An 18,000-nucleotide genomic window follows, 5' to 3' on the forward strand; every position below is an offset into this window, starting at 1 on the left:
CGCAATGGGGGTTTTGAATGAGCTTGCAGAGTCTGATCCTCACTTGCCTGGGCGAGCGCGATGCCCTGTCCCTGGGCCAGGAACAGGTCGCGACCTGGGAGAGTTGGTTGACTCCCATCGACGCGGTTTCCCCGATGGGCGAGGCTCCCGGTTACGACGATGACTTCCAGCGTATGCGCGATGAGGTCAATAAACTGTCCGGAGCGGATGCCGGGCAGGTGATCGACCTGGCGCAGAAACTCTTCAGCCAGCGCTGCAAGGATCTGCGCGTGGCTACCTACTATCTGTGGGCGCGTCTGCACAAGGACGGCGAGGCGGGGTTGGCCGATGGCCTGAGCTTGTTGGCGGCGCTGATCGAGCGTTATGCCGCTGAGGTGCTACCGGCCCGACCCAACAGCCGCAAGCTGGCCCTGGAGTGGCTGGCCGGCAGCAAGGTGCTGGACAGCCTGTCGCTGTACCCGGAAGTCGTCAAGAGCGAGGCCGAGCGCACGGTGGCGGCACTGGCCTGGCTGGAGCATGGCCTGGGTGCGTGGCCACCGGAGCAACGTCCGGTCCTGGACGCCCTGTATGGCGCGTTGTCCACCCGGCTGGCGCAATCCGGCGGGGTGGATGCGGTGGTGCCGCAGAACAGTGCCAGCCATGAGTCGAATATTCAGGCTGGCGCGCCGTCTGCTCCGGCGCTGAAGTCCGGGCGCGACCTGTTGGACAGTGGTCGGGCCTTGGCGGCTTACCTGCGCGAGCAACCCCAGGGTTGGCTGGCGGCCCATCGACTGATGAAAAGCCTGCGTTGGGACACCGTGCACCAGACACCTTCCCAGGAAGTCGACAGTAACACCCGCCTGGCTGCCCCCCGCGCCGACTACCGGGCACAGCTCAAACGCCTGCATCTGCAACGGCGTTGGAGTGAGCTGCTCGAACTGGTCGAGCGGGTGTACGCCGAGGGCGTGAACCATTTCTGGCTGGACCTGCAGTGGTACCTGTACCAGGCGCTGAGCAAACAGCCTGCGCCATGGGACGGCTGGGCCGATATCGCCAAGCGTGACCTGGGCATGTTCCTTGAGCGCCTGCCGGGTCTGGAAACGTTGTGCTGGAGTGACGGTACGCCCCTGGCCGACGAGACCACTCGCGAGTGGCTCAGCCAGCAGGTTAGTGGCAATCGGCCGCAGCAGTGGTTGCCCGCGCCGGCGGCGGTATCGACAGCGACGGATACCGAGTGGCTGTCGTTGGAAGAAGAAGCCCTGGCGCAGGCAGACAGCGATGGCGTGGAGGCCGCGTTGGCCTGGCTGGCTGCCCGACCCGACGTGCAATCGGGGCGGCGGCGCTGGCTGCTGCGCCTGCTGATGGCGCGGCTAGCCGAGCAATATGGCAAGAGTGACCTGGCCCTGCACCTGTTGGGCGAACTGGAGGGGATCGCCGGGCGTCAGGCGCTGGTCGAGTGGGAGCCCGAACTGGTGTTCGAGATCAACGCCCGTCTGCTCAAGCTGTTGCGTCTGAAAGCGCAGCGCAACGATACCGACAAAACCACCATGGCCCGAAGGATGGAGGCATTGCTGGCGGCGCTGGTGGCCATTGATCCCGTACGTGCCGCAGTGCTCTGCGGCTGAACCTCATCGATCAGGACGCATTCTGTGAGTAAAGACAATCTGATATTGCAGTATTTCGACGCCGAGATGCGTTATCTGCGCGAAGCCGGCAAGGAGTTCGCTGAAGCTTTTCCGGATCGCGCGGCGTTGCTCAACCTGGACAAACCGGGAGCCCAGGACCCTTATGTGGAAAGGCTGTTCGAGGGTTTCGCCTTCCTGATGGGCAGGCTGCGCGAGAAGCTTGACGACGATCTGCCGGAGTTGACCGAAGGCCTGGTCAGCCTGCTGTGGCCGCATTACCTGCGCACCATTGCGTCCCTGTCGATCGTCGAGTTGTTGCCCGAGCTCGAGACGATGAAGCGCAACCAGATCATCGGCAAGGGTTTCGAAGTGTTGTCACAACCCATCGGACCACAGGGCACCCGTTGTCGCTACACCACCACCCAGGATCTGACGCTGCGCCCACTCACCCTGGAGTTGCTGCGACTGGACCATGAGCCGGACGGGCGTTCGTTGTTGCGTTTGCGTTTTGCCCGCAGCGAGCTGGCGAGCTGGAACGACATCGACCTGAGCCGTCTGCCGCTGTACCTGTATGCAGATGCGCCGCTGGCCAGCGCATTGCACCAGGCGCTGACTCTTAACGCCCGGGCGTTGTACGTGCGCCTGCCGGGGCAGTCGGAGCGTCGTGTGCTGGACGGTCATTTCTCGCCCAAGGGTTTCGCCGAAGAGGATCGCCTGTGGCCCAAGGGTGACAGTGCCTTCAGCGGTTATCAGTTGCTGCTGGAATACTTCACCTTCCGCGAGAAGTTCATGTTCGTGACGCTCTGTGGGTTGGAACAACTGGACATCGACGCGGCAGCACGTTCGTTTGACCTCGAGGTCGTGCTTCGCGAGGCATGGCCCCATGAGTTCGAACTGCGCACCGAACACCTTCGCCTGCATGCCGTGCCGGTGATCAACCTGTTTGCGCTGGATGCCGATCCACTGACCCTGGACCCCTTGCAAACCGATTACCTGTTGCGTCCGATGCGTTTGCAGGATGGTCATATCGAAATCTATTCGGTGGATCAGGTCACCGCCGCGAAGAACGCCCAGCGGCAGGATTATGTGCCGTTCAGCAGTTTTCGCCACAAGGGCGGCATGTTGCGCGACGAGGCGCCCGAGCGTTACTTCCATACGCGCTTGAGGCGTGGCGCCAATGGCCTGCATGACACCTGGCTGATCCTGGGGGGCGACGGCTTTGACCAGGACCGGCTGAACGGCAGCGAAAGCCTGTCCTTGAGTCTGACCGGCACCAACGGTCAGTTGCCACGCAAGGCGTTGCAAAGCACCTTGCTCGATAGCCTGACACTGTCCGGTCAAGAGGGGGGATTGCGGGTACGCAACCTGTGTCCGCCGACCTTGCCGTGCTATCCGCCGAATCGCGACCGGTTTCATTGGCGGGTGCTCAGCCACCTGGGCTCGAATTTCCTGCCGATGCTCGACAGCGCCGAGGTGCTGCGAGGCACCCTGGCGCTCTACGACTGGACAGGCAGTGAGTTGAACCGGCGGCGGCTGGAGGCGATCGTCGAGGTTCGCCATTATCTGCTCCAGCGCTTCGAGAAAGGCTTTCTGCTGCGTGGGGTGGATATCGAAGTCACCCTGGATGCCAACGGCTTCTGCGGCGAGGGCGATATCAGTCTGTTCGGCGAGCTGCTCAATCGCTTCTTCGCGCTGTATGCCGACATCCACCTGTACAACCAACTCACCTTGATCCTGCAACCGACCGGGAAGTGCCTGCGATGGAGCGAGAATCACAGTCAGCGTATTCCCGGCTGAAAGCCGGTGGTTTGCTGGACAACTTTGATGGGCGGGTGGCCGAGGCGAACCTGTATCGCTTCTGCCAGTTGCTGGAACAGGCATTGCCCGATCATCCGCCACTGGGGAGTACCGCCAGCCCGGCGGATGATCCGGTACGTTTTCGACCTGACCCCAGCATGGGCTTTCCTGCCAGCGAGTTGAAAGCCATCGAAACCGACGAGGACAATCCCGGGCGTCCGGCCACGGTGCGCACCCGCCTGCTCGGCTTGTACGGGGTGGGCTCACCGCTGCCGACGGCCTATCTGGACGATATCGCCCAGCGTCGAGAAGGGCATGAGGCACTTGAAGCCTTTCTCGATATTTTCAATCACCGGATTTTTACCCAGTTCTACCGTATCTGGCGCAAGTACTCGTACCCGGCCACGTTCGAAGCAGGTGGCCGCGATGCGACCTCACAGTGCCTGCTGGGACTGATAGGCCTGGGGATTCCCGGTACTGCCGAGCGACTCGCCACGCCGATATCACGTTTTCTTGCGTTACTCGGGGTGATGCGTCTGCCCACGCGCAATGCCGAAGGTGTCAGCGCACTGGTCAAGCTGCTGGCGCCTGGCACCGGGGTACGAGTCACCGCGCACTGGCCACGGAAAATCCCCTTGGCGCAACCGGCCGGTCTCTGCGCGAGCCATCCGGTGAACCTGTCCCAGGGCACGCCGTTGGGGCCTGTCGGGCAAGACGCCAATAGCCAGTTGCACCTCGCGTTGTTCACCGGGGACCGGCACGAGTCCAGAGGCTGGTTGCCGGGCGGTCAACTGTACCAGGACCTGCTGGCGCTGCTGCGCGTGTACTTGGGCTGGCGTTGCACCGCAAAACTGCAACTGTCGCTGCCGGTGTGCAGCCTGCCCGTGCCGATGCTGGGGCGAGCGCCGGTACTGCTCGGCATGACGGCGCTGCTGGGGTTGGGCAGCACAACCTGGCAGGCCACGGAAAACGCCGTTGTCACGATCAATCTCGGCCGCTATCAGGGCCTGCGAAGCAACCCCCAGGACAGGGAGATACACCATGTCGCGTACCCTTTGTAAGTCATTGATGCTCACGGTACTCAGCGCAACGCTTGGCGGTTGCGGATTGATGCAGTCCGTGACGGAAGGCACCCGATCCACCGCCAGGAGTATTTTCTACAAGCAGGTGAATACCCTGCATCTGGACTTCGATGGGCGGGCGGCGATGAATACGGACATGCTGGATATGAGTGCGTTGTCGGCACCGGTCCTGGTGCGCGTGTACCAACTGCGTGACAGCAGGGCGTTGGAGAGGGCCAGCTACGACCGTTTGCTGGATGATGCGTATGGCGTGTTTGGCAGCGACCTGCTGGATGAGCGCGCCGTGATGGTGAGGCCGGGGCAGGGGGCGCAACTGAATGTCCCCATGGACAAGGACGCGCGATTTGTCGCGGCAGTCGCCTTGTTTCGCCAGCCGGATGTCCGGGCCAGTAGCTGGCGTCTGACCCTGGCCCGTGATGACCTGGAGCCGGATCGGGCGCGGGTGATCGAGTTGGGCGACAACCAATTACTGCTGCGCCCCCTGGCGAAGGAATGAGCCATGACCGAGGCCAACCCTTCGCTCTACGAAATGCTCCTGCAGAATTTTTCCGGTGAACTGGATGTGTCCCGAGTCGACGAGGAGGACCAATACACCCTGTCGGTATTGGACAATCTGCAACGTATCCTCAACAGCCGCGCCGGAAGTCTCAGTCATCTGCCGGACTATGGCTTGCCGGATATGGGCAGGGTCCTTCAAGGGCTTCCCACCTCGGCCCATGAGTTGATGGTCACGATGGCCGACACCCTGCTCAAGTACGAACCCCGTCTGGTAACGATTGCCATCGAGCAGTTGCCGCAGGCCCTGCCCGGGCATCTCGAGTATGCCCTCGACATGCAGCTCAGGGGCGGCGGGCGAGTGACCTTCGGTACCACCCTGGAGCCTGAGGGCAAGGTGCTGGTACGACACCTGAAGCGACAGAACTATTTGTCGCACTCATGAATAACCGGATGGGAAGGATGCCGGATGGTGGGGTTGTTTGAAATGCAGGTTCGGGTGGGTGGTGACCCGCGCGGTTTTGATGAATTCACCGCGTTGCGCGATGAGCTGGCCAAATTGAGCCACCCGGCGTGTCCGCCGACGGACTGGGCCTATGTGGAGCGCCTGTGCCTGGCATTGTTCCAGAAAAACGGCGCGGAGCTGCAAACCGCGGCCTGCTTTGCGCTGGCCCGTGGTCAACTTCAGGGACTGGAAGGTGTTGTGCAGGGAGTGGCGCTGATCGAGGCGCTGGCGGAAGAGTGGCCGCGCTTGTGGCCATCCGAGGCAGCCATGCGCCTGGATATTCTGGTCTGGTTGTTCGCCCAGCTACAGCTGTTGCTGCGTCGGCTGGAAACCAGTACACGCAGTCTGGCGGCACTGATTCGTCTGGATGCCGGGCTGGAGCGTTTGAACGAGACGCTGGATCGTCAGGGGCTGGCGTCTTTCGTGGCGCGACAGCTCCTGCGCCAGCAGGTCGGCAGCCTGATCCGACACCTGGAGCGCAACCCCTCTTCGGGCGAAATCGTCGTGCCGCCGTCGAGGCCTGAATCGCCAAGTGTTATTCCGCTGATGATTCTGCTGGGAGAGCGCACTCCCGATAGACCCTTTCCCGTCCCGGCAACCAGGCGCCGCCGACTAGCCCGATGGATGCTGGCGGCTGTCGCCCTGGTTGTGATCGGTGCCGGCTGGTTGATCGCTGCGCAAGACAATGGCCTGTATCGTCGGGCGACATTCTATTGGTCGGAGCGAACGATACCGGCTCCGGTACGCCTGGACAGCTTGTCACTGTTCGATGTCGGCAGTGTCGAACTCAGGCCCGACTCTACCAAAGTGCTGATCGATGCACTGGTGGGCATCAAGGCCCGGCCCGGCTGGCTGATCGTCATTACCGGGCATACCGATGCAACGGGTGATGCCGGGCAGAATCTGCGATTGTCCCAGGCCCGCGCTCAGGCGGTACGTGACTGGATGCAACGCATGGGTGATATCCCCGACGACTGTTTCGCCGTGCAGGGTTTTGCCGCCAGCCAGCCAGTCGCGGGCAATGACAGCGAAGCCGGGCGTGCCGCCAACCGGCGTGTCGATATCCGCCTGGTGGCGCAACCGGGGGCTTGTGGACAGCCTTCCTGGGGGTAGCGCCGGAGTGTCAGACATCAGCCGCGACTTCAGTTCGCAGGTAATAGCGCCGCCTGACTTTAGTATTCCGGATGCTCCAACTGCCCACGCGGCAATAATGGGCTTCGACTCATCGGTGTCTATGCGGGTTGTTCTTTTGTGCGAAAGGCGTGGCGCGCCGCTCATTACTTCCGATTGGATGAAAGGAGCGAGACGCGCCCAGAGAATATTATCAACATAATAATGACGTCAATATGTTGCCAACACCCCTTGTTGTACTCACACATGCCCATGGACAGCTGCATTCTCGCATGTCGACGGGTATGTAACATGCTTTTGCGGAGTGCCTGGCGAGAGGTTTTCCGTGTCTCGTGCCCGGAGTATGAGTATCGACGGATTGTCCGACGTTTTTTCAACTAAGCCGCCACTTGGCCTTTAATTGACACCGCACCAATTTAACCGGAGCCGGTACACACTCAAACGCGTGTCCCGGCTCTCGGCGACACTCCTAGGCGCAGACCTTGGCAATCTGTTCGCGCAGCCAGGTGTTGGCGCTGTTCTGGCCGGCCTTGCGGTCCCACAGCATGTCCATGGTGAAGCTGGGCAGGCCCGCCGGGGGTTTGCAGAAGGCGAACTTGGTTTCGTCGCAGATCAGCGCCTGTATGCGCCGGGGCAGGGTGAGCACCAGGTCGGTGCCGTTGATCATCTCAAGCGCCGCGACATAACTGTTGGAGCGAGCAACTATCTGCCGGGTATAACCCTGTTTGCCGAGCCAGCCGTCGACCATGTTGGTGTCCGACATCCAGGGCGTTGGAAAGATATGTTGGCGCTCGACAAAAGTTTCCAGGTTGAACTTGTTGTCGGGTGGCATGAAGTTCTTGTCGACCACGCACACCAGGTCGTCGTCCAGCAGTATTTTGGATTTGAAGTTCTTCGCGTCGCGATGAAAGTTGGGGCCGGAGCAGATGACCAGGTCGAAACGGCCATCGGCAAGTTTCTCGACCGGAATGTCTTTATGAAACTTGTGGATGTTCAATATGACCGGGAAGCTGCTCTTGATAAAACTCTTCAACAGGTTGGGCAGAATCAATAGTTCAAAATATTCAGGTGCACAGATATTGAACGTGATCTCTTTCTTCGCCGGATCGAAGGGTTTGGTATCCGAATGACAGAGGTTGATGCTCTTGATGATGTTGATGACATGGCTGTACATGCTGGTGGCCTTGCTGGTGGGCCACATGGCATTACGGGTGTGGATGAACAGTTCGTCCTCGAAGCTGGTGCGCAGTTTTTTCAGGCAGTAGCTGACGGTGGACTGGCTGACGCAGAGGGTTTCGGAGACCTCGGTGACACTGTTCTGCTCATAAAGTGCGACGAATACCATCAGGTCCTGCATGTCCAGCTTTCTGAGCAAATTGCTATTGAGCATAAAATCCGTCTCGGTGAATATCCATGGGTATTACTTTTCGTCATGTTTGTAGTAAATCTGCCTATTGGTATATTAGCGGATGCATTTTAGTTTTTAAATAGCCTGTAGGAAGCCTCCTCCATATATTCGCGTCTCGCATTTTGATAACCCCTGCACAGGGACGGAGGAGGACGAAATGTTGGTACGTGTCACGGAAAGTCAGACACCCTTGTGGACGCAGGCGACGGAAGTTGTGAAGGAAAAATTTCGCAGCTCTTATAAGGCAAGCGTGGAACCAAACCCGCAATATTTTGCACTAACGCAAGACGCCGAGGAGCGGATTCTTTCTTGCGCCGGTATAACTTTTGCCGATCATCGAACACTGTTTTCCGAGCAGTATCTGCCGGAGCCGGTAGAGACGATTCTGTCGCGACGCTTCGAGAAAAGCATTGATCGCTCGAACATCGCCGAAATCGGCAGCCTGATCTCCCATCACCTGACGGCGGGCATCATCATGGTCAACATGATTCCCCTGCTGGCCTGGTGCATGGGCGCCCATTACCTGCTGTGCACCGTCACCCCCCGGGTCCGGGAGATGATGGAAAGCTGCCAGATCGTCTTCGAACCGCTGCTCGCCGCCGACCCGCAGCGCTTGGCCGATGAGGCCGGCAAGAAGTGGGGCAGCTACTACTCGAAATTGCCGGTCACCGGTTTTATCCGGGTCGATCCGCAACGCTCGCGATTCGCCGCGCTGACCCTGAACACCCTGTTCAGCCAGCTGCCGACCGACCTGCCAGCGAGGGCGCAACCATGAGCCGCGCGTTCATTGCCGACTTGCGGCTGGCCTTGCAGGTCAATCGTCATGAAGTCTGTTCGGTCGATTGTGTTGCCGCAGGTCCCGAGCATGGGATTGCCCTGACCTATGGCGAGCTGGAATACCGCGCGTTGAACCTCGCCGCCGAGCTGCAGCGCCGTTTCAGCGCCGGTCCCGATGGCGAGCGGGCGGTGCTGGGGATTGCCACGCGCAACAGCAGTGACTGGCTGATCGCCGATCTGGCCTGCCTGTTTGCCGGGATCACTGCCTTGCCGCTGCCCCTGGCATTCAGTCAATCCCAGGCCGAACACCTGGCTGAGCGTTGCGACGGTTTCCTGGTCGATAGCGCGGGGTTGCGCACCCTGGCCGAGCGCTGGTTGCTGGATTTCCCCGCCGACCGCCTGCGCCGCATCAGCGAGCCGGCTGTGGAGCAACCGTTATTGCATGAGCCGGACGACGGCGACTGGATCTGCAAGATCATCCACACCTCGGGCACCACCAGCCGGCCCAAGGGCGTACGCTTGAGCACGGCGGCGGTAGGGGCGGTGCTGACTTCCCTGCGCCAGGGCATGCCGGCCGATGCCCATCGTCGTTACCTGTCGCTGGTGCCCTTGAGCCTGTTGCTGGAGCAGGTGACCGCCGCGTATCTGCCGCTGCTGGCCGGCGGGACCGTGTATTTCCTGCCGGAAGAAGAGGCACTGCTGGGGGAGCCGGGGGCATCGCCCCAGGACTTGATCGACTGGATCCTGCGGGTCCAGCCAACAGCCCTGACGGTGCCGCCGGTGATGCTCAATCGTTTCTACGAGCAACTGACCCGGGTCGATACCCAGGGCGAGCGTCTGTCGCGCTACCTGCATTCGGGGGTGCACATCACTTGCGGCGGCGCGGCGGTCAGCCTCGATATTCTCAACGCCCTCGCCGAAGACGGTATCCCGGTGTTCCAGGGCTATGGGCTGTCCGAGAACGCCTCGGTGGTCAGCATGAACACCGCGCAACACCAGCGCCTGGGCAGCGTCGGCAAGCCACTGCCCCATGTCCAGGTGCGCATCGGCGCCGACCAGACCATCGAGGTCAAGAGCAGCTCGCTGTTCAGCGGCTACTCGGGCCTGGACCCGAGCGCCTGCTCGATGTCCGCGGATGGTTGGATGGACACCGGCGACCTGGGCGAGTTGGACGCCGACGGCTACCTGTATGTCCGGGGGCGCAAGAAGAACGTGATCTGCCTGCCCAATGGTCGAAACGTCAGCCCCGAGCAGGTCGAGCTGGAATACCGCGAATACCCGGGTGTGCGCGATGCCGCGGTGTTCTTCGATGAGGACCACGGCCTGGTGGCCCTGCTCTGCGTCGAGGCGCAACCGGACCAGGCCGAACTGGCCAACTGGTCGGGCCGGCGCTTCTCCGATATCGAGCGCCCGAGCCACCTGTGGCTGCTGACCAAGGACGATCCGCTGCTCGAACAACTCTACACCGTGACCGGCCGCCCGAAGCGCGCCGATATCGCCACTGTCTTCGCCACTCTGCAAGGGAATGCACACCATGAACACGCCTGCCTATCACTCTGAAAACCCGGATATCTCGATTGTCGAACCGCGCCATTTCGGCAGCCTCGGCAAGACCGAACTGTACGAATTGCTCGGGCACTACGGTGTCGTGCTGTTTCGCAACTGCATTCACAACGCCGAGGATTTCAGTGCCTTTGTCCGCCAGCACAGCTCGCGGCTGAGCCTCGATCCGGCCCGGGTCATGGTCGGTGGCGCGGCGCAGCTGGTGGACGCGGGCCGCGATGCCGTCGGCCTGCATTGCGAAAACGGCAACTCGCCGTTCTGGCCGGACATTACCTGGTTCTATTGCCAGGAAGCGCCGCGCAAGGGCTCGCAAACCACCCTGTGCGATGGCGAGCGGGTCCTGGCGAAGCTCTCCCCTGAGTGCCGCGGGTTCTTCGAGCTCAACCCGATCCGCTACAGCCGTACCGTTGCCGGCGACAAGTGGCGCCGCCTGGTCTGCCATTACTCATCGACGCTCTCGGACCCGGCGGCGGTGGTCATCGAGGACCTGTTGCAAGTCATCGGCGATGATCCGCGCACGCAGATCTCCTTCAATCCGGAGGATGACTCGATCCATTACGCCTTCACCACCTCGGCGATCCTGGTCTCGGAATTCAGCCAGCGCCCGGCCTTTGCCAACAGCATCCTCGGACCGTCCTTCAACTATGAGGCGCCGGTGATCGACACGCTGTCCGGGTTGCCGATCCCGGGCGAATTCCTCGCCGAAATCGCCGCCGTGACCGCCCAGGAAACCTACCCGGTGGGTTGGCGCGACCATGACATGGTGATGATCGACAACCGCAGGGTGATGCACGGCCGCCAAGCCATCGTTGACGACCGTCGGCGCATTTTCAACGCCCTGAGCTACCGCTGAGACCTCTCTATGAAAACCAGGAACAAACAAATCATCACCGGCCAGTACGAGACCTATACCGACGGCAACGGTCGCCAGATCGTCGACCTGAGCGGCGGCTTCGGTTTCCAGGTGCCCGAGGTGATCGACGCGGTCAGCCGCCAGGCCGGCATCATGGGCCTGTCCAACCGGGTGCTGATGTCCGAGCCGCTGATCGGCCTGTGCCGCACCCTGGCCGAGCTGTTGCCCGAGCCGCTGGTCAGCTCCTATGTGTGCAGCTCCGGCGACGAAGCCTTCGAGGGTGCGTTGAAGCTGTGCAAGGGCCTCAAGCCCAAAGGCAAGACGATTGTCTTCATCCAGGGCGGCGACTATGGCTCGCTGAGTTACGGGCGCTGCCTGAGTGCGTCCCAGGATTATCAGGAGATCCAGCGCTTCCTCGGCTTCGAGCGGGTGGCGATCAGTCGGGTCGGTGACCTGGACACGGTCGACTGGAACGACTGCTTCGCGGTCTGCCACACCAGCACGGTGATTGACGACAGCGGTCACCTGCGCCTGATCGAACAGGCGCTGCTCGACCAACTGTATGCGCGGGCGGCCAAGGCCGCGGCACCGGTCGTCGCGGTCGATGTACAAAGCTGCCTGGGCAGCCTGGGCCACCTGTTCGGTTTCCAGCGCTACCGCAACACGCCGGATATCGTGGTCCTCGGCGGTGCGCTGGGTGGCGGTGCGATTCCCATCGGCACCTATACCTGCAGCGAACAGATGGCCTATGACGTCTATGGCCGCAGCAGCCCGGCGAAACACGGCAGCACCACGGCGGGCAACCCGATGGCGTGCGTGGCCGCGCTGACCGCGCTGGACTATGTGCGCACTCACGATTCGGCCAGGCAGTGCCTGGACAACGGCCAGCGCCTGGCCCAGGCCCTGGCCTCGGTCGGTGCGGTCGCCTGCGGGGCCTGGGTCAGTGTGCCGCTGCCCGACGACCTGACACCGAGCGAACTGTGCGAGGCGCTGTACGAACAAGGCGTCTACGTCAGCGAACCGCGCGGCCGCGAATTGATCCTGCGTTGCCCGATCACCGCGCGCCCCGAACCCATCCAGCGTGCCGCCCAGCTTATCAAGGAGACTTTCAGCCATGTCCTTAACCCTGCCGCATGAGCAACTGCTGGATGATTGCCAGCGCCACTGGAGTGCCTCGGCGGCCAAGCTCTATCGCCTGGGCAAGACCAGCGTCGAACAGCACACCGATGGCATCTATGTCACCGACCATGCTGGCAAGCGTTTTATCGACTGCGCCTGCAGCTACGGGGTGTTTATCGTCGGTCATCGCAACCCGCTGGTGCGCGAGCAGGTACAGCACCAGCTGAACCGCATGGCCTGGGTCCCCGAAGGTCGCGTGCACCCGTTGCAGGAAGCGCTGTCCGAGCGCCTGCGCGACCTGGTCCCGGGTGACTGGGGCGATGTGCAGTACATGGTCTCGGGGGCCGAGGCCATCGAGCAGAGCCTGCGTTACGTGCTCAAGGTGCAGAAGCACCGTCGCGGCATCGTGGTCATGGGCGATTCCTATCACGGCAAGACCCTGGCGGCGATGAGCATCCTCGGCCAGCAACAGCACCATCGCAGCTACGGCACCCATGCGCCGCAGGTGACCTACGTGCCGTACGGCGACTTCGCCGCCTTGCAGAAGGCGGTGGGCGAGGGCGTGTGCGCGGTGTATGTCGAGCCGATCCTCGGCGGCGCGCACCTGCAGGTTCCGCCGGTGGGCTACATGGCCAACATCCGTGCCCTGTGCGACGCGACCGAGACCCTGCTGGTGGCCGACGAGATCCAGACCGGCTTCGGCCGTTGCGGCAAGTGGTTCGCCGTGCAGTATGACGAAGTGGTGCCGGACATCATGATTCTTTCCAAGGGCCTGACCGGCGGCTACACCTCGTTTGCCTGTGCCATGTACAGCCAGCGCCTGACCCGGCAGCATCCGCTGCGCGAGATCGAGCCGGACCAGCGTACCAACGGCGGTCACCCGGTGGCCTGTGCCTCGGCCCTGGCGGCCATCGATTACATCGAGCAGCACGACCTGGTGGAGCAGTCACGGGTCAATGGCGGCCTGCTGCGCCACGGCCTGCAACGGCTGGCCGAGCGCTACCCGCAGATCGTCGAGGACGTGCCGGGTGTCGGGCTGATGACCGGCCTGCGCCTGCGCGGCTCGGTCTATGAAGCGCTGATGAGCATGGAGCTGGGCAAGCGCGGCATTCATGCCGGGCATTCGATGAACGAGAAGGCCAGTCGCCCGGTGTTGCGTTTCTATCCGCCGTTGAACATCACTCCCGAGGCGCTGCGGCATGTGCTGACCATGACCGAGGAAGCCCTGGAGGCCATCGCCCAGCGGCCGGCCCTGGGGATCAAGGCGTTCTCCCTGGTGGTGCGCAACATGTACCAGATCCCCAACAAGCTGCTGCGCAGCAAGGGGGAGCGCTGAACATGTTCAATCCGGACACTCTGACCCTGCGCGAAATGGCCGGCCTGCTGCGCCGTGGCGCGCTGACCAGCGTGAACCTGCTGGAGTTCTACCTGCAGCGCATTGCCGAGCGTAACCGCTCGATCAATGCGCTGATCCAGCTGGAGTCGGTCGACGAACTGCGGCGTCAGGCCCGCGAGGCCGACGAGCTGGCCAGTGTCGGCAAGCTGTGCGGGCCTTTGCATGGGGTTCCCCTGACCATCAAGGACGTCTGCCATGTGCGTGGTTTTCGCATGTCACGGGGCTTGGAGGAGTTGCTCGGCGAACCCAGCGAACAGGACGCCACGGTGGTGGCGCGACTGCGCGACGCCGGGGCGATCATCCTCGGCATCAGCAACGTGCCCGAACTGTGCATGGCCTTCGAGACCGAGAACCTGCTCTATGGCCGCACCCTAAACCCCTACGATCCGCTGCGCTCCGCCGGCGGCAGCAGTGGCGGTGAAGCCGCTGCCATCGCCGCCGGTTGCTCGCCGGCGGGGCTGGCCTCGGATGCCTGTGGCAGCGTGCGGATTCCGGCGCACTTCAACGGCATCTGCGGCCTCAAGCTGACCCAGGGCCGGGTGCCGTTGACCGGGCAGTTTCCCAATGACCGCTCCGGCCTGTTCCACCTGACCTCGGCGTTTGGCGTGATGGGCCGCTATGTCGACGACCTGGCGTTGCTCGGGACGTTGATCAGCGGTGCCGACGGCCAGGATCCGGATACCGTCGATGTGCCCTTCGTCGAGAGCAAGCCCCTGGCCGAGCTGCGGGTGGCGCTGTCCTGGGAGTCGGCGCGAAGCCGCGTCAGCCCCGGCGTGAAGCAGGTGCTGCAGCGGGTCGAGGCGTGCCTGGGCACGGTGGTCGCCGGGCTCTCCCCGGCGGTACCGCCGATGCTCGACGAGGCCTGCGATGTGTTGTGGCGGGTGTTCATCACCGGGGCCGACGGCGGCCGTGGCTGGCAGCGGTTGTTCCAGGCGATGAACAAGCAGGCCTATACCCCGGCCACGGCGGAGCTGGTGCGGCTCAGCGGCGAAGTCGAGCTGAGTGTCGATGAAATGAAGCGCGACTGGATTGCGATCGATACCTTCCGCTACCAGCTGGCGAAGTTCTTCACGGCGCACGACCTGTTCATCTGTCCGGTGTTCCCGGACGTGGCCTTTGCCCATGGCGAGTCCCTGGACGACCGTGATCGCTACGCCTTCGTCTTCCCGTTCAGCCTGTCCGGGTCGCCGGCGGTGGTGATTCGCGCCGGCCATGATCCGGACAGCGGCTTGCCGATCGGCATCCAGATCGTCGGGCCGCATTGGCAGGAAGAACGCTTGCTGGCCGTCGCCGCGTTCCTTGAGCGCCAGCTGGAACGCTGGACCCCGGTGATGCCACGGGGGGCGACGACACACTGAGGTCTTTTACGCCAGCACGGGTTTGGGGGTACGGCTGGTCATCACCAGCACCCCCATGCCGACCGCTACCAGCACGGCACCGACGGCTTCGACCAGCGTCGGTTGCTGGCTGAGCCAGAACCAGTGGAACAGGGTCACGAACAGCGTGTTCAGGTAGACATAGGAAATCACCGTCGACGGCGCAATCACCCCGATGGCCCGATGCAGCAGCCAGAAGGTGGCCAGGGTGCCGAACAGCGCCAGGTACACCAGCCAGAACATATCCCGCCCCGTCAGCAGCACCCCGCTGCGCCAGCCCCCGCCGAACAGACAGAACGCCAACAGGAACAGCGCGCCGAAGAGCATGTTCCAGAAGGTCATCGCCACCGGATCGCGGCCCGTCAGGACACCGGCCTTGAAGCGCTGGCTCAAGGGTGAATACAGCGCCATCGCCAGGCAGCCGACACTGAACACCAGTACCGGATACAGCGCCGGCAATTCACCCGGCGCCGAACCCTTGAGAATCAGCAGCACGGCGCCCACTGCCGCGAGCAGCATCGGCGCCAGGCGGGTTTTCAGGTTGGGCCCGGGTAACAGGAAAACTTCGAAGCACAGCGTCATCAGCGGCACCAGGGTGTACAGCGTCGCGGTATTGACCGCCGTGGTGTAGCGCAACGCTTCGAACAGCGAACCGAAATACGCCGCCAGCAACAGGCCCAGCACGCCATGGGCGAGCAGGCCTTTGAGCGAGATCGGCGAGGTGTTGTTCAACAGCAGCAAAGGCAGGAACAGCAGGGCGGAAAACAACAGGCGCAGCCCGGTCAGCAGGATCGGATCGATCGACTGGCCGACCTCGGCGGCGGCAAAAAAAGACGCGGCGATCAGGATCGCCCAGATCAACATGCCGCCGTGAGCGGTGGCAAAACTGGCTGGTTTCATGAGTGTTTCCAGGGTTGGGCGTGCGTGGCCATGATGGCCTGCGGGCACGGGTGGGAAGAGGCGTGGCGCAGTGGCGCGGGGAGACTGGAAACGGTCCTTTCAAGGCTGGCCGGGCAGCCGCTGGGGAGACCCTGGAAGGACCGTCGACGCTTACTGGATATGCTGTGCGTAATGCTTGGGGTTGAAGCGCAGCACCATCACGATCATTACCGCCATCACGGCCGCGAGGGACCACCAGGCCCACTCGAAGCTGCCCAACTGGTCGCGGATCATCCCGGCGATCAGTGGCGAGAGGCCGGCGATCAGGTAGCCGATACCTTGCACGAAGGCGGTCAGGCCGCCGGCCCGGCGCGGGTTGTCCAGGTGGTCGAGGGAGACGATCAGGCTCATCGGGAACAAGCCGCCGATCCCCAGGCCCAGCAGGCATGGCCACAGCAGGGTGAAGCGCTCAGGGCTGAGGATCAGGCCGCAGAAGCCGGCGATGATCAGCAGGAGCAGCACCGCCAGCACCAGGCGACGATCCTGGCTGCGGTTGGCAATCGCCGGGGTTACCAGGCCGGACACCACTTCCATGGCGGTCAGCAGGCCCAGCAGCAGGCCAGCGCTCTGTTCGCTCCAGCCTTTTTCCACGTAGTAGGGCGCGAGCCAGGCCAGTACGCAGGTGTAGGACGCGGTACCGAGGCCGAAGAAAATCGCCAGCAGCCAGGCCCGTGAGTTGCCGAAGAACGATTCCTGGCGCTCGCTGGTCGGTGCCTGTGGCAAGTGCGGCACCGCCGAGCGCTGGGCGAACCAGACGACCAGGCCCACCAGCGCCAGCAATCCCCAGACCGCCAGGCTGATCCGCCAACTGCCGGTCTGCGCCAGGACGAACGGCGAGAACGACGCCGCCAGTGCCGCGCCGCCCATGATCGAGGTGACGTAGACGCCCATGAACAGCGAGACATTGTTGCTGAAGCGCGACTTGATCAACGCCGGCATCACGGCCTGGATCAAGGCGATGCCGAGACCGGCCAGTACCGCGCTGAGGATCAGCTCGGCGGTGCTGTCCAGGTACAGCCGCGAAGCGGTGGCCAGGCCGATGACCAGCAGCGACACGACAATGGTGCGGTGCTCGCCGAAGCGCTGGGCGACGCGCATGCCGAGGAACATCGCCAGGCCCATGGCCATGACCGGCAGCATGGTCAGCAACGCGGCGGCGCTGAAACTCAGTGGGATATCGCCACGAATGGCCGACAGTAGCGGGCCGACAGCGGCCATCGACGGTCGCAGGTTGAGTGCGACCAGTACCACGCTGACCATCAGCCAGACGGCATGAGCGCTTGAAGCTCTAACGTTTTCCATGTGGGAGCCTTTGATTACAAAGCTCCGATTAGGCCATCGCGGGTGCGCAAGGGCAATTTGAAAACTAGTGGGTGATATCGAGAAACTAGGATTCGCCGCCTTGCGGCAAGAAACGCCACGGGATTCGGGTGGCGTTTGCCCGCGTCGGTGTTACGGCTTGAGTTCCACCAGCGACTTGCCCTTGTGCACGATATAGGTGGCCAGTTCCGAGGCTTGGTCCTTGCCGATGTTCTTCGCCAGGTGGGCGATGCCCTCGGGGATAAACAGCGAGTCGCCGGCCTTGAGCGTCACGGGCGGCTGCCCTTCGAGCTCATATTGCATGGTGCCCTTGAGCACATAGGCCACTTCCACCCCCGGATGGGAGTGCCGGGGCGCGGCCACGCCGGGTTCGAAGTCGACCCGGGTCTGGATCACTTCGCGGCCGGACGTGGCGTCGAGGTCCTTCTGCACCAGGTCGGTCCGGTGCAGCCCGGTTTGCCAGCTCTTCATGGCCGGTGCCGCGGTTTCCCGGGCCTGGGAAAAACCCGAGAAGGCGGCGAGGGCACTGGCGGCCAGGATCAGGCCGAAGGTTCCAAGGGTATTACGGGACGCAATGACGGACATCATGGTTCTCCTGCACATGCACGGCTGGGCCGCGCGGGACGCCGCGAATA

At 62.9% G+C, this 18,000-nt stretch carries 16 protein-coding genes; 12 read left to right on the top strand and 4 right to left on the bottom strand.

All coding sequences use genetic code 11. From position 1 onward, the window contains the following. The first annotated feature begins 17 nt into the window (after positions 1–17). Genes tssA through HX851_RS13995 form a run of 6 tightly spaced genes read left to right on the top strand, consistent with a single transcriptional unit; the run spans position 18 to position 6,596 of the window. The gene (gene tssA / locus HX851_RS13970) at positions 18–1,604 is read left to right on the top strand and encodes a type VI secretion system protein TssA (protein WP_177065786.1); all 1,587 of its coding nucleotides are present in this window, start codon (positions 18–20) and stop codon (positions 1,602–1,604) included. Positions 1,605–1,628: 24 nt separating this feature from the next. Then, the gene (tssF, locus tag HX851_RS13975; protein WP_177065788.1) at positions 1,629–3,401 is read left to right on the top strand and encodes a type VI secretion system baseplate subunit TssF; all 1,773 of its coding nucleotides are present in this window, start codon (positions 1,629–1,631) and stop codon (positions 3,399–3,401) included. After that, entirely contained in the window at positions 3,365–4,462 is a 1,098-nt protein-coding gene (gene tssG / locus HX851_RS13980) for a type VI secretion system baseplate subunit TssG (RefSeq protein WP_177065790.1), read from the top strand. Before tssF ends, tssG begins: the two co-directional genes overlap by 37 nt. Beyond that, a complete protein-coding gene (gene tssJ, locus HX851_RS13985) occupies positions 4,443–4,979 on the top strand; it encodes a type VI secretion system lipoprotein TssJ (RefSeq protein ID WP_177057951.1) in 537 nt (178 codons plus the stop codon). Before tssG ends, tssJ begins: the two co-directional genes overlap by 20 nt. A 3-nt stretch (positions 4,980–4,982) precedes the next feature. Beyond that, positions 4,983–5,423, top strand: a complete 441-nt coding sequence (gene tssE / locus HX851_RS13990) for a type VI secretion system baseplate subunit TssE (RefSeq protein ID WP_177057952.1) — start codon at positions 4,983–4,985, stop codon at positions 5,421–5,423. Between the two features lie 24 nt (positions 5,424–5,447). Further along, positions 5,448–6,596 (top strand): OmpA family protein, encoded by a 1,149-nt coding sequence (locus HX851_RS13995; RefSeq protein WP_177065792.1) that lies wholly within the window; start codon positions 5,448–5,450, stop codon positions 6,594–6,596. A 487-nt stretch (positions 6,597–7,083) separates the two neighbouring features. Here the strand turns inward: HX851_RS13995 and HX851_RS14000 are convergent, their stop codons facing one another. Then, a complete protein-coding gene (locus tag HX851_RS14000) occupies positions 7,084–8,004 on the bottom strand; it encodes a LysR family transcriptional regulator (protein ID WP_177057954.1) in 921 nt (306 codons plus the stop codon). 175 nt (positions 8,005–8,179) lie between these two features. Between HX851_RS14000 and HX851_RS14005 the strand changes: the two genes are divergently transcribed. From HX851_RS14005 to HX851_RS14030, 6 genes are read left to right on the top strand one after another with little or no spacing between them, the layout of a single operon-like run. After that, positions 8,180–8,797 carry a thermostable hemolysin gene (locus HX851_RS14005; RefSeq protein WP_177057955.1) on the top strand — a complete coding sequence of 206 codons (618 nt, stop codon included), beginning with the start codon at positions 8,180–8,182 and terminating at the stop codon, positions 8,795–8,797. After that, a complete protein-coding gene (locus HX851_RS14010; RefSeq protein WP_177057956.1) occupies positions 8,794–10,359 on the top strand; it encodes an AMP-binding protein in 1,566 nt (521 codons plus the stop codon). The genes HX851_RS14005 and HX851_RS14010 overlap by 4 nt, the downstream gene beginning before the upstream one ends. Further along, positions 10,334–11,215 (top strand): TauD/TfdA family dioxygenase, encoded by an 882-nt coding sequence (locus HX851_RS14015; RefSeq protein WP_177065794.1) that lies wholly within the window; start codon positions 10,334–10,336, stop codon positions 11,213–11,215. Before HX851_RS14010 ends, HX851_RS14015 begins: the two co-directional genes overlap by 26 nt. A 9-nt stretch (positions 11,216–11,224) precedes the next feature. Then, positions 11,225–12,352, top strand: a complete 1,128-nt coding sequence (locus HX851_RS14020; protein WP_177065796.1) for an aminotransferase class III-fold pyridoxal phosphate-dependent enzyme — start codon at positions 11,225–11,227, stop codon at positions 12,350–12,352. Continuing rightward, the gene (locus HX851_RS14025; protein ID WP_177057959.1) at positions 12,330–13,670 is read left to right on the top strand and encodes an aspartate aminotransferase family protein; all 1,341 of its coding nucleotides are present in this window, start codon (positions 12,330–12,332) and stop codon (positions 13,668–13,670) included. Before HX851_RS14020 ends, HX851_RS14025 begins: the two co-directional genes overlap by 23 nt. A 2-nt stretch (positions 13,671–13,672) precedes the next feature. Further along, positions 13,673–15,088: an amidase gene (locus tag HX851_RS14030; protein ID WP_177057960.1), complete on the top strand. Its 1,416-nt coding sequence runs from the start codon at positions 13,673–13,675 to the stop codon at positions 15,086–15,088. Positions 15,089–15,094: 6 nt separating this feature from the next. Here the strand turns inward: HX851_RS14030 and HX851_RS14035 are convergent, their stop codons facing one another. From HX851_RS14035 to HX851_RS14045, 3 genes are all read right to left on the bottom strand, one after another. After that, positions 15,095–16,006: a DMT family transporter gene (locus HX851_RS14035; RefSeq protein WP_177057961.1), complete on the bottom strand. Its 912-nt coding sequence runs from the start codon at positions 16,004–16,006 to the stop codon at positions 15,095–15,097. Positions 16,007–16,156: 150 nt separating this feature from the next. Continuing rightward, positions 16,157–17,347 carry a cyanate transporter gene (locus HX851_RS14040; protein ID WP_177057962.1) on the bottom strand — a complete coding sequence of 397 codons (1,191 nt, stop codon included), beginning with the start codon at positions 17,345–17,347 and terminating at the stop codon, positions 16,157–16,159. A gap of 150 nt (positions 17,348–17,497) precedes the next feature. Beyond that, complete coding sequence (locus HX851_RS14045; protein WP_177057963.1) at positions 17,498–17,950, bottom strand: cupin domain-containing protein; 453 nt, start codon at positions 17,948–17,950, stop codon at positions 17,498–17,500. Between the last annotated feature and the right edge of the window lie 50 nt (positions 17,951–18,000).

Source organism: Pseudomonas gingeri (genome assembly GCF_013385635.1).
Lineage (GTDB): Bacteria > Pseudomonadota > Gammaproteobacteria > Pseudomonadales > Pseudomonadaceae > Aquipseudomonas > Aquipseudomonas gingeri_A.

Coding starts and splice junctions, on each gene's coding strand:
- tssJ (WP_177057951.1), top strand. CDS start 4,443: ATGTCGCGTACCCTTTGTAAGTCATTGATGCTCACGGTACTCAGCGCA.
- HX851_RS14010 (WP_177057956.1), top strand. CDS start 8,794: ATGAGCCGCGCGTTCATTGCCGACTTGCGGCTGGCCTTGCAGGTCAAT.
- HX851_RS14015 (WP_177065794.1), top strand. CDS start 10,334: ATGAACACGCCTGCCTATCACTCTGAAAACCCGGATATCTCGATTGTC.
- tssA (WP_177065786.1), top strand. CDS start 18: ATGAGCTTGCAGAGTCTGATCCTCACTTGCCTGGGCGAGCGCGATGCC.
- HX851_RS14020 (WP_177065796.1), top strand. CDS start 11,225: ATGAAAACCAGGAACAAACAAATCATCACCGGCCAGTACGAGACCTAT.
- HX851_RS14045 (WP_177057963.1), bottom strand. CDS start 17,950: ATGTCCGTCATTGCGTCCCGTAATACCCTTGGAACCTTCGGCCTGATC.
- tssG (WP_177065790.1), top strand. CDS start 3,365: ATGGAGCGAGAATCACAGTCAGCGTATTCCCGGCTGAAAGCCGGTGGT.
- HX851_RS14035 (WP_177057961.1), bottom strand. CDS start 16,006: ATGAAACCAGCCAGTTTTGCCACCGCTCACGGCGGCATGTTGATCTGG.
- HX851_RS13995 (WP_177065792.1), top strand. CDS start 5,448: ATGGTGGGGTTGTTTGAAATGCAGGTTCGGGTGGGTGGTGACCCGCGC.
- tssE (WP_177057952.1), top strand. CDS start 4,983: ATGACCGAGGCCAACCCTTCGCTCTACGAAATGCTCCTGCAGAATTTT.
- HX851_RS14040 (WP_177057962.1), bottom strand. CDS start 17,347: ATGGAAAACGTTAGAGCTTCAAGCGCTCATGCCGTCTGGCTGATGGTC.
- HX851_RS14005 (WP_177057955.1), top strand. CDS start 8,180: ATGTTGGTACGTGTCACGGAAAGTCAGACACCCTTGTGGACGCAGGCG.
- HX851_RS14025 (WP_177057959.1), top strand. CDS start 12,330: ATGTCCTTAACCCTGCCGCATGAGCAACTGCTGGATGATTGCCAGCGC.
- HX851_RS14000 (WP_177057954.1), bottom strand. CDS start 8,004: ATGCTCAATAGCAATTTGCTCAGAAAGCTGGACATGCAGGACCTGATG.
- HX851_RS14030 (WP_177057960.1), top strand. CDS start 13,673: ATGTTCAATCCGGACACTCTGACCCTGCGCGAAATGGCCGGCCTGCTG.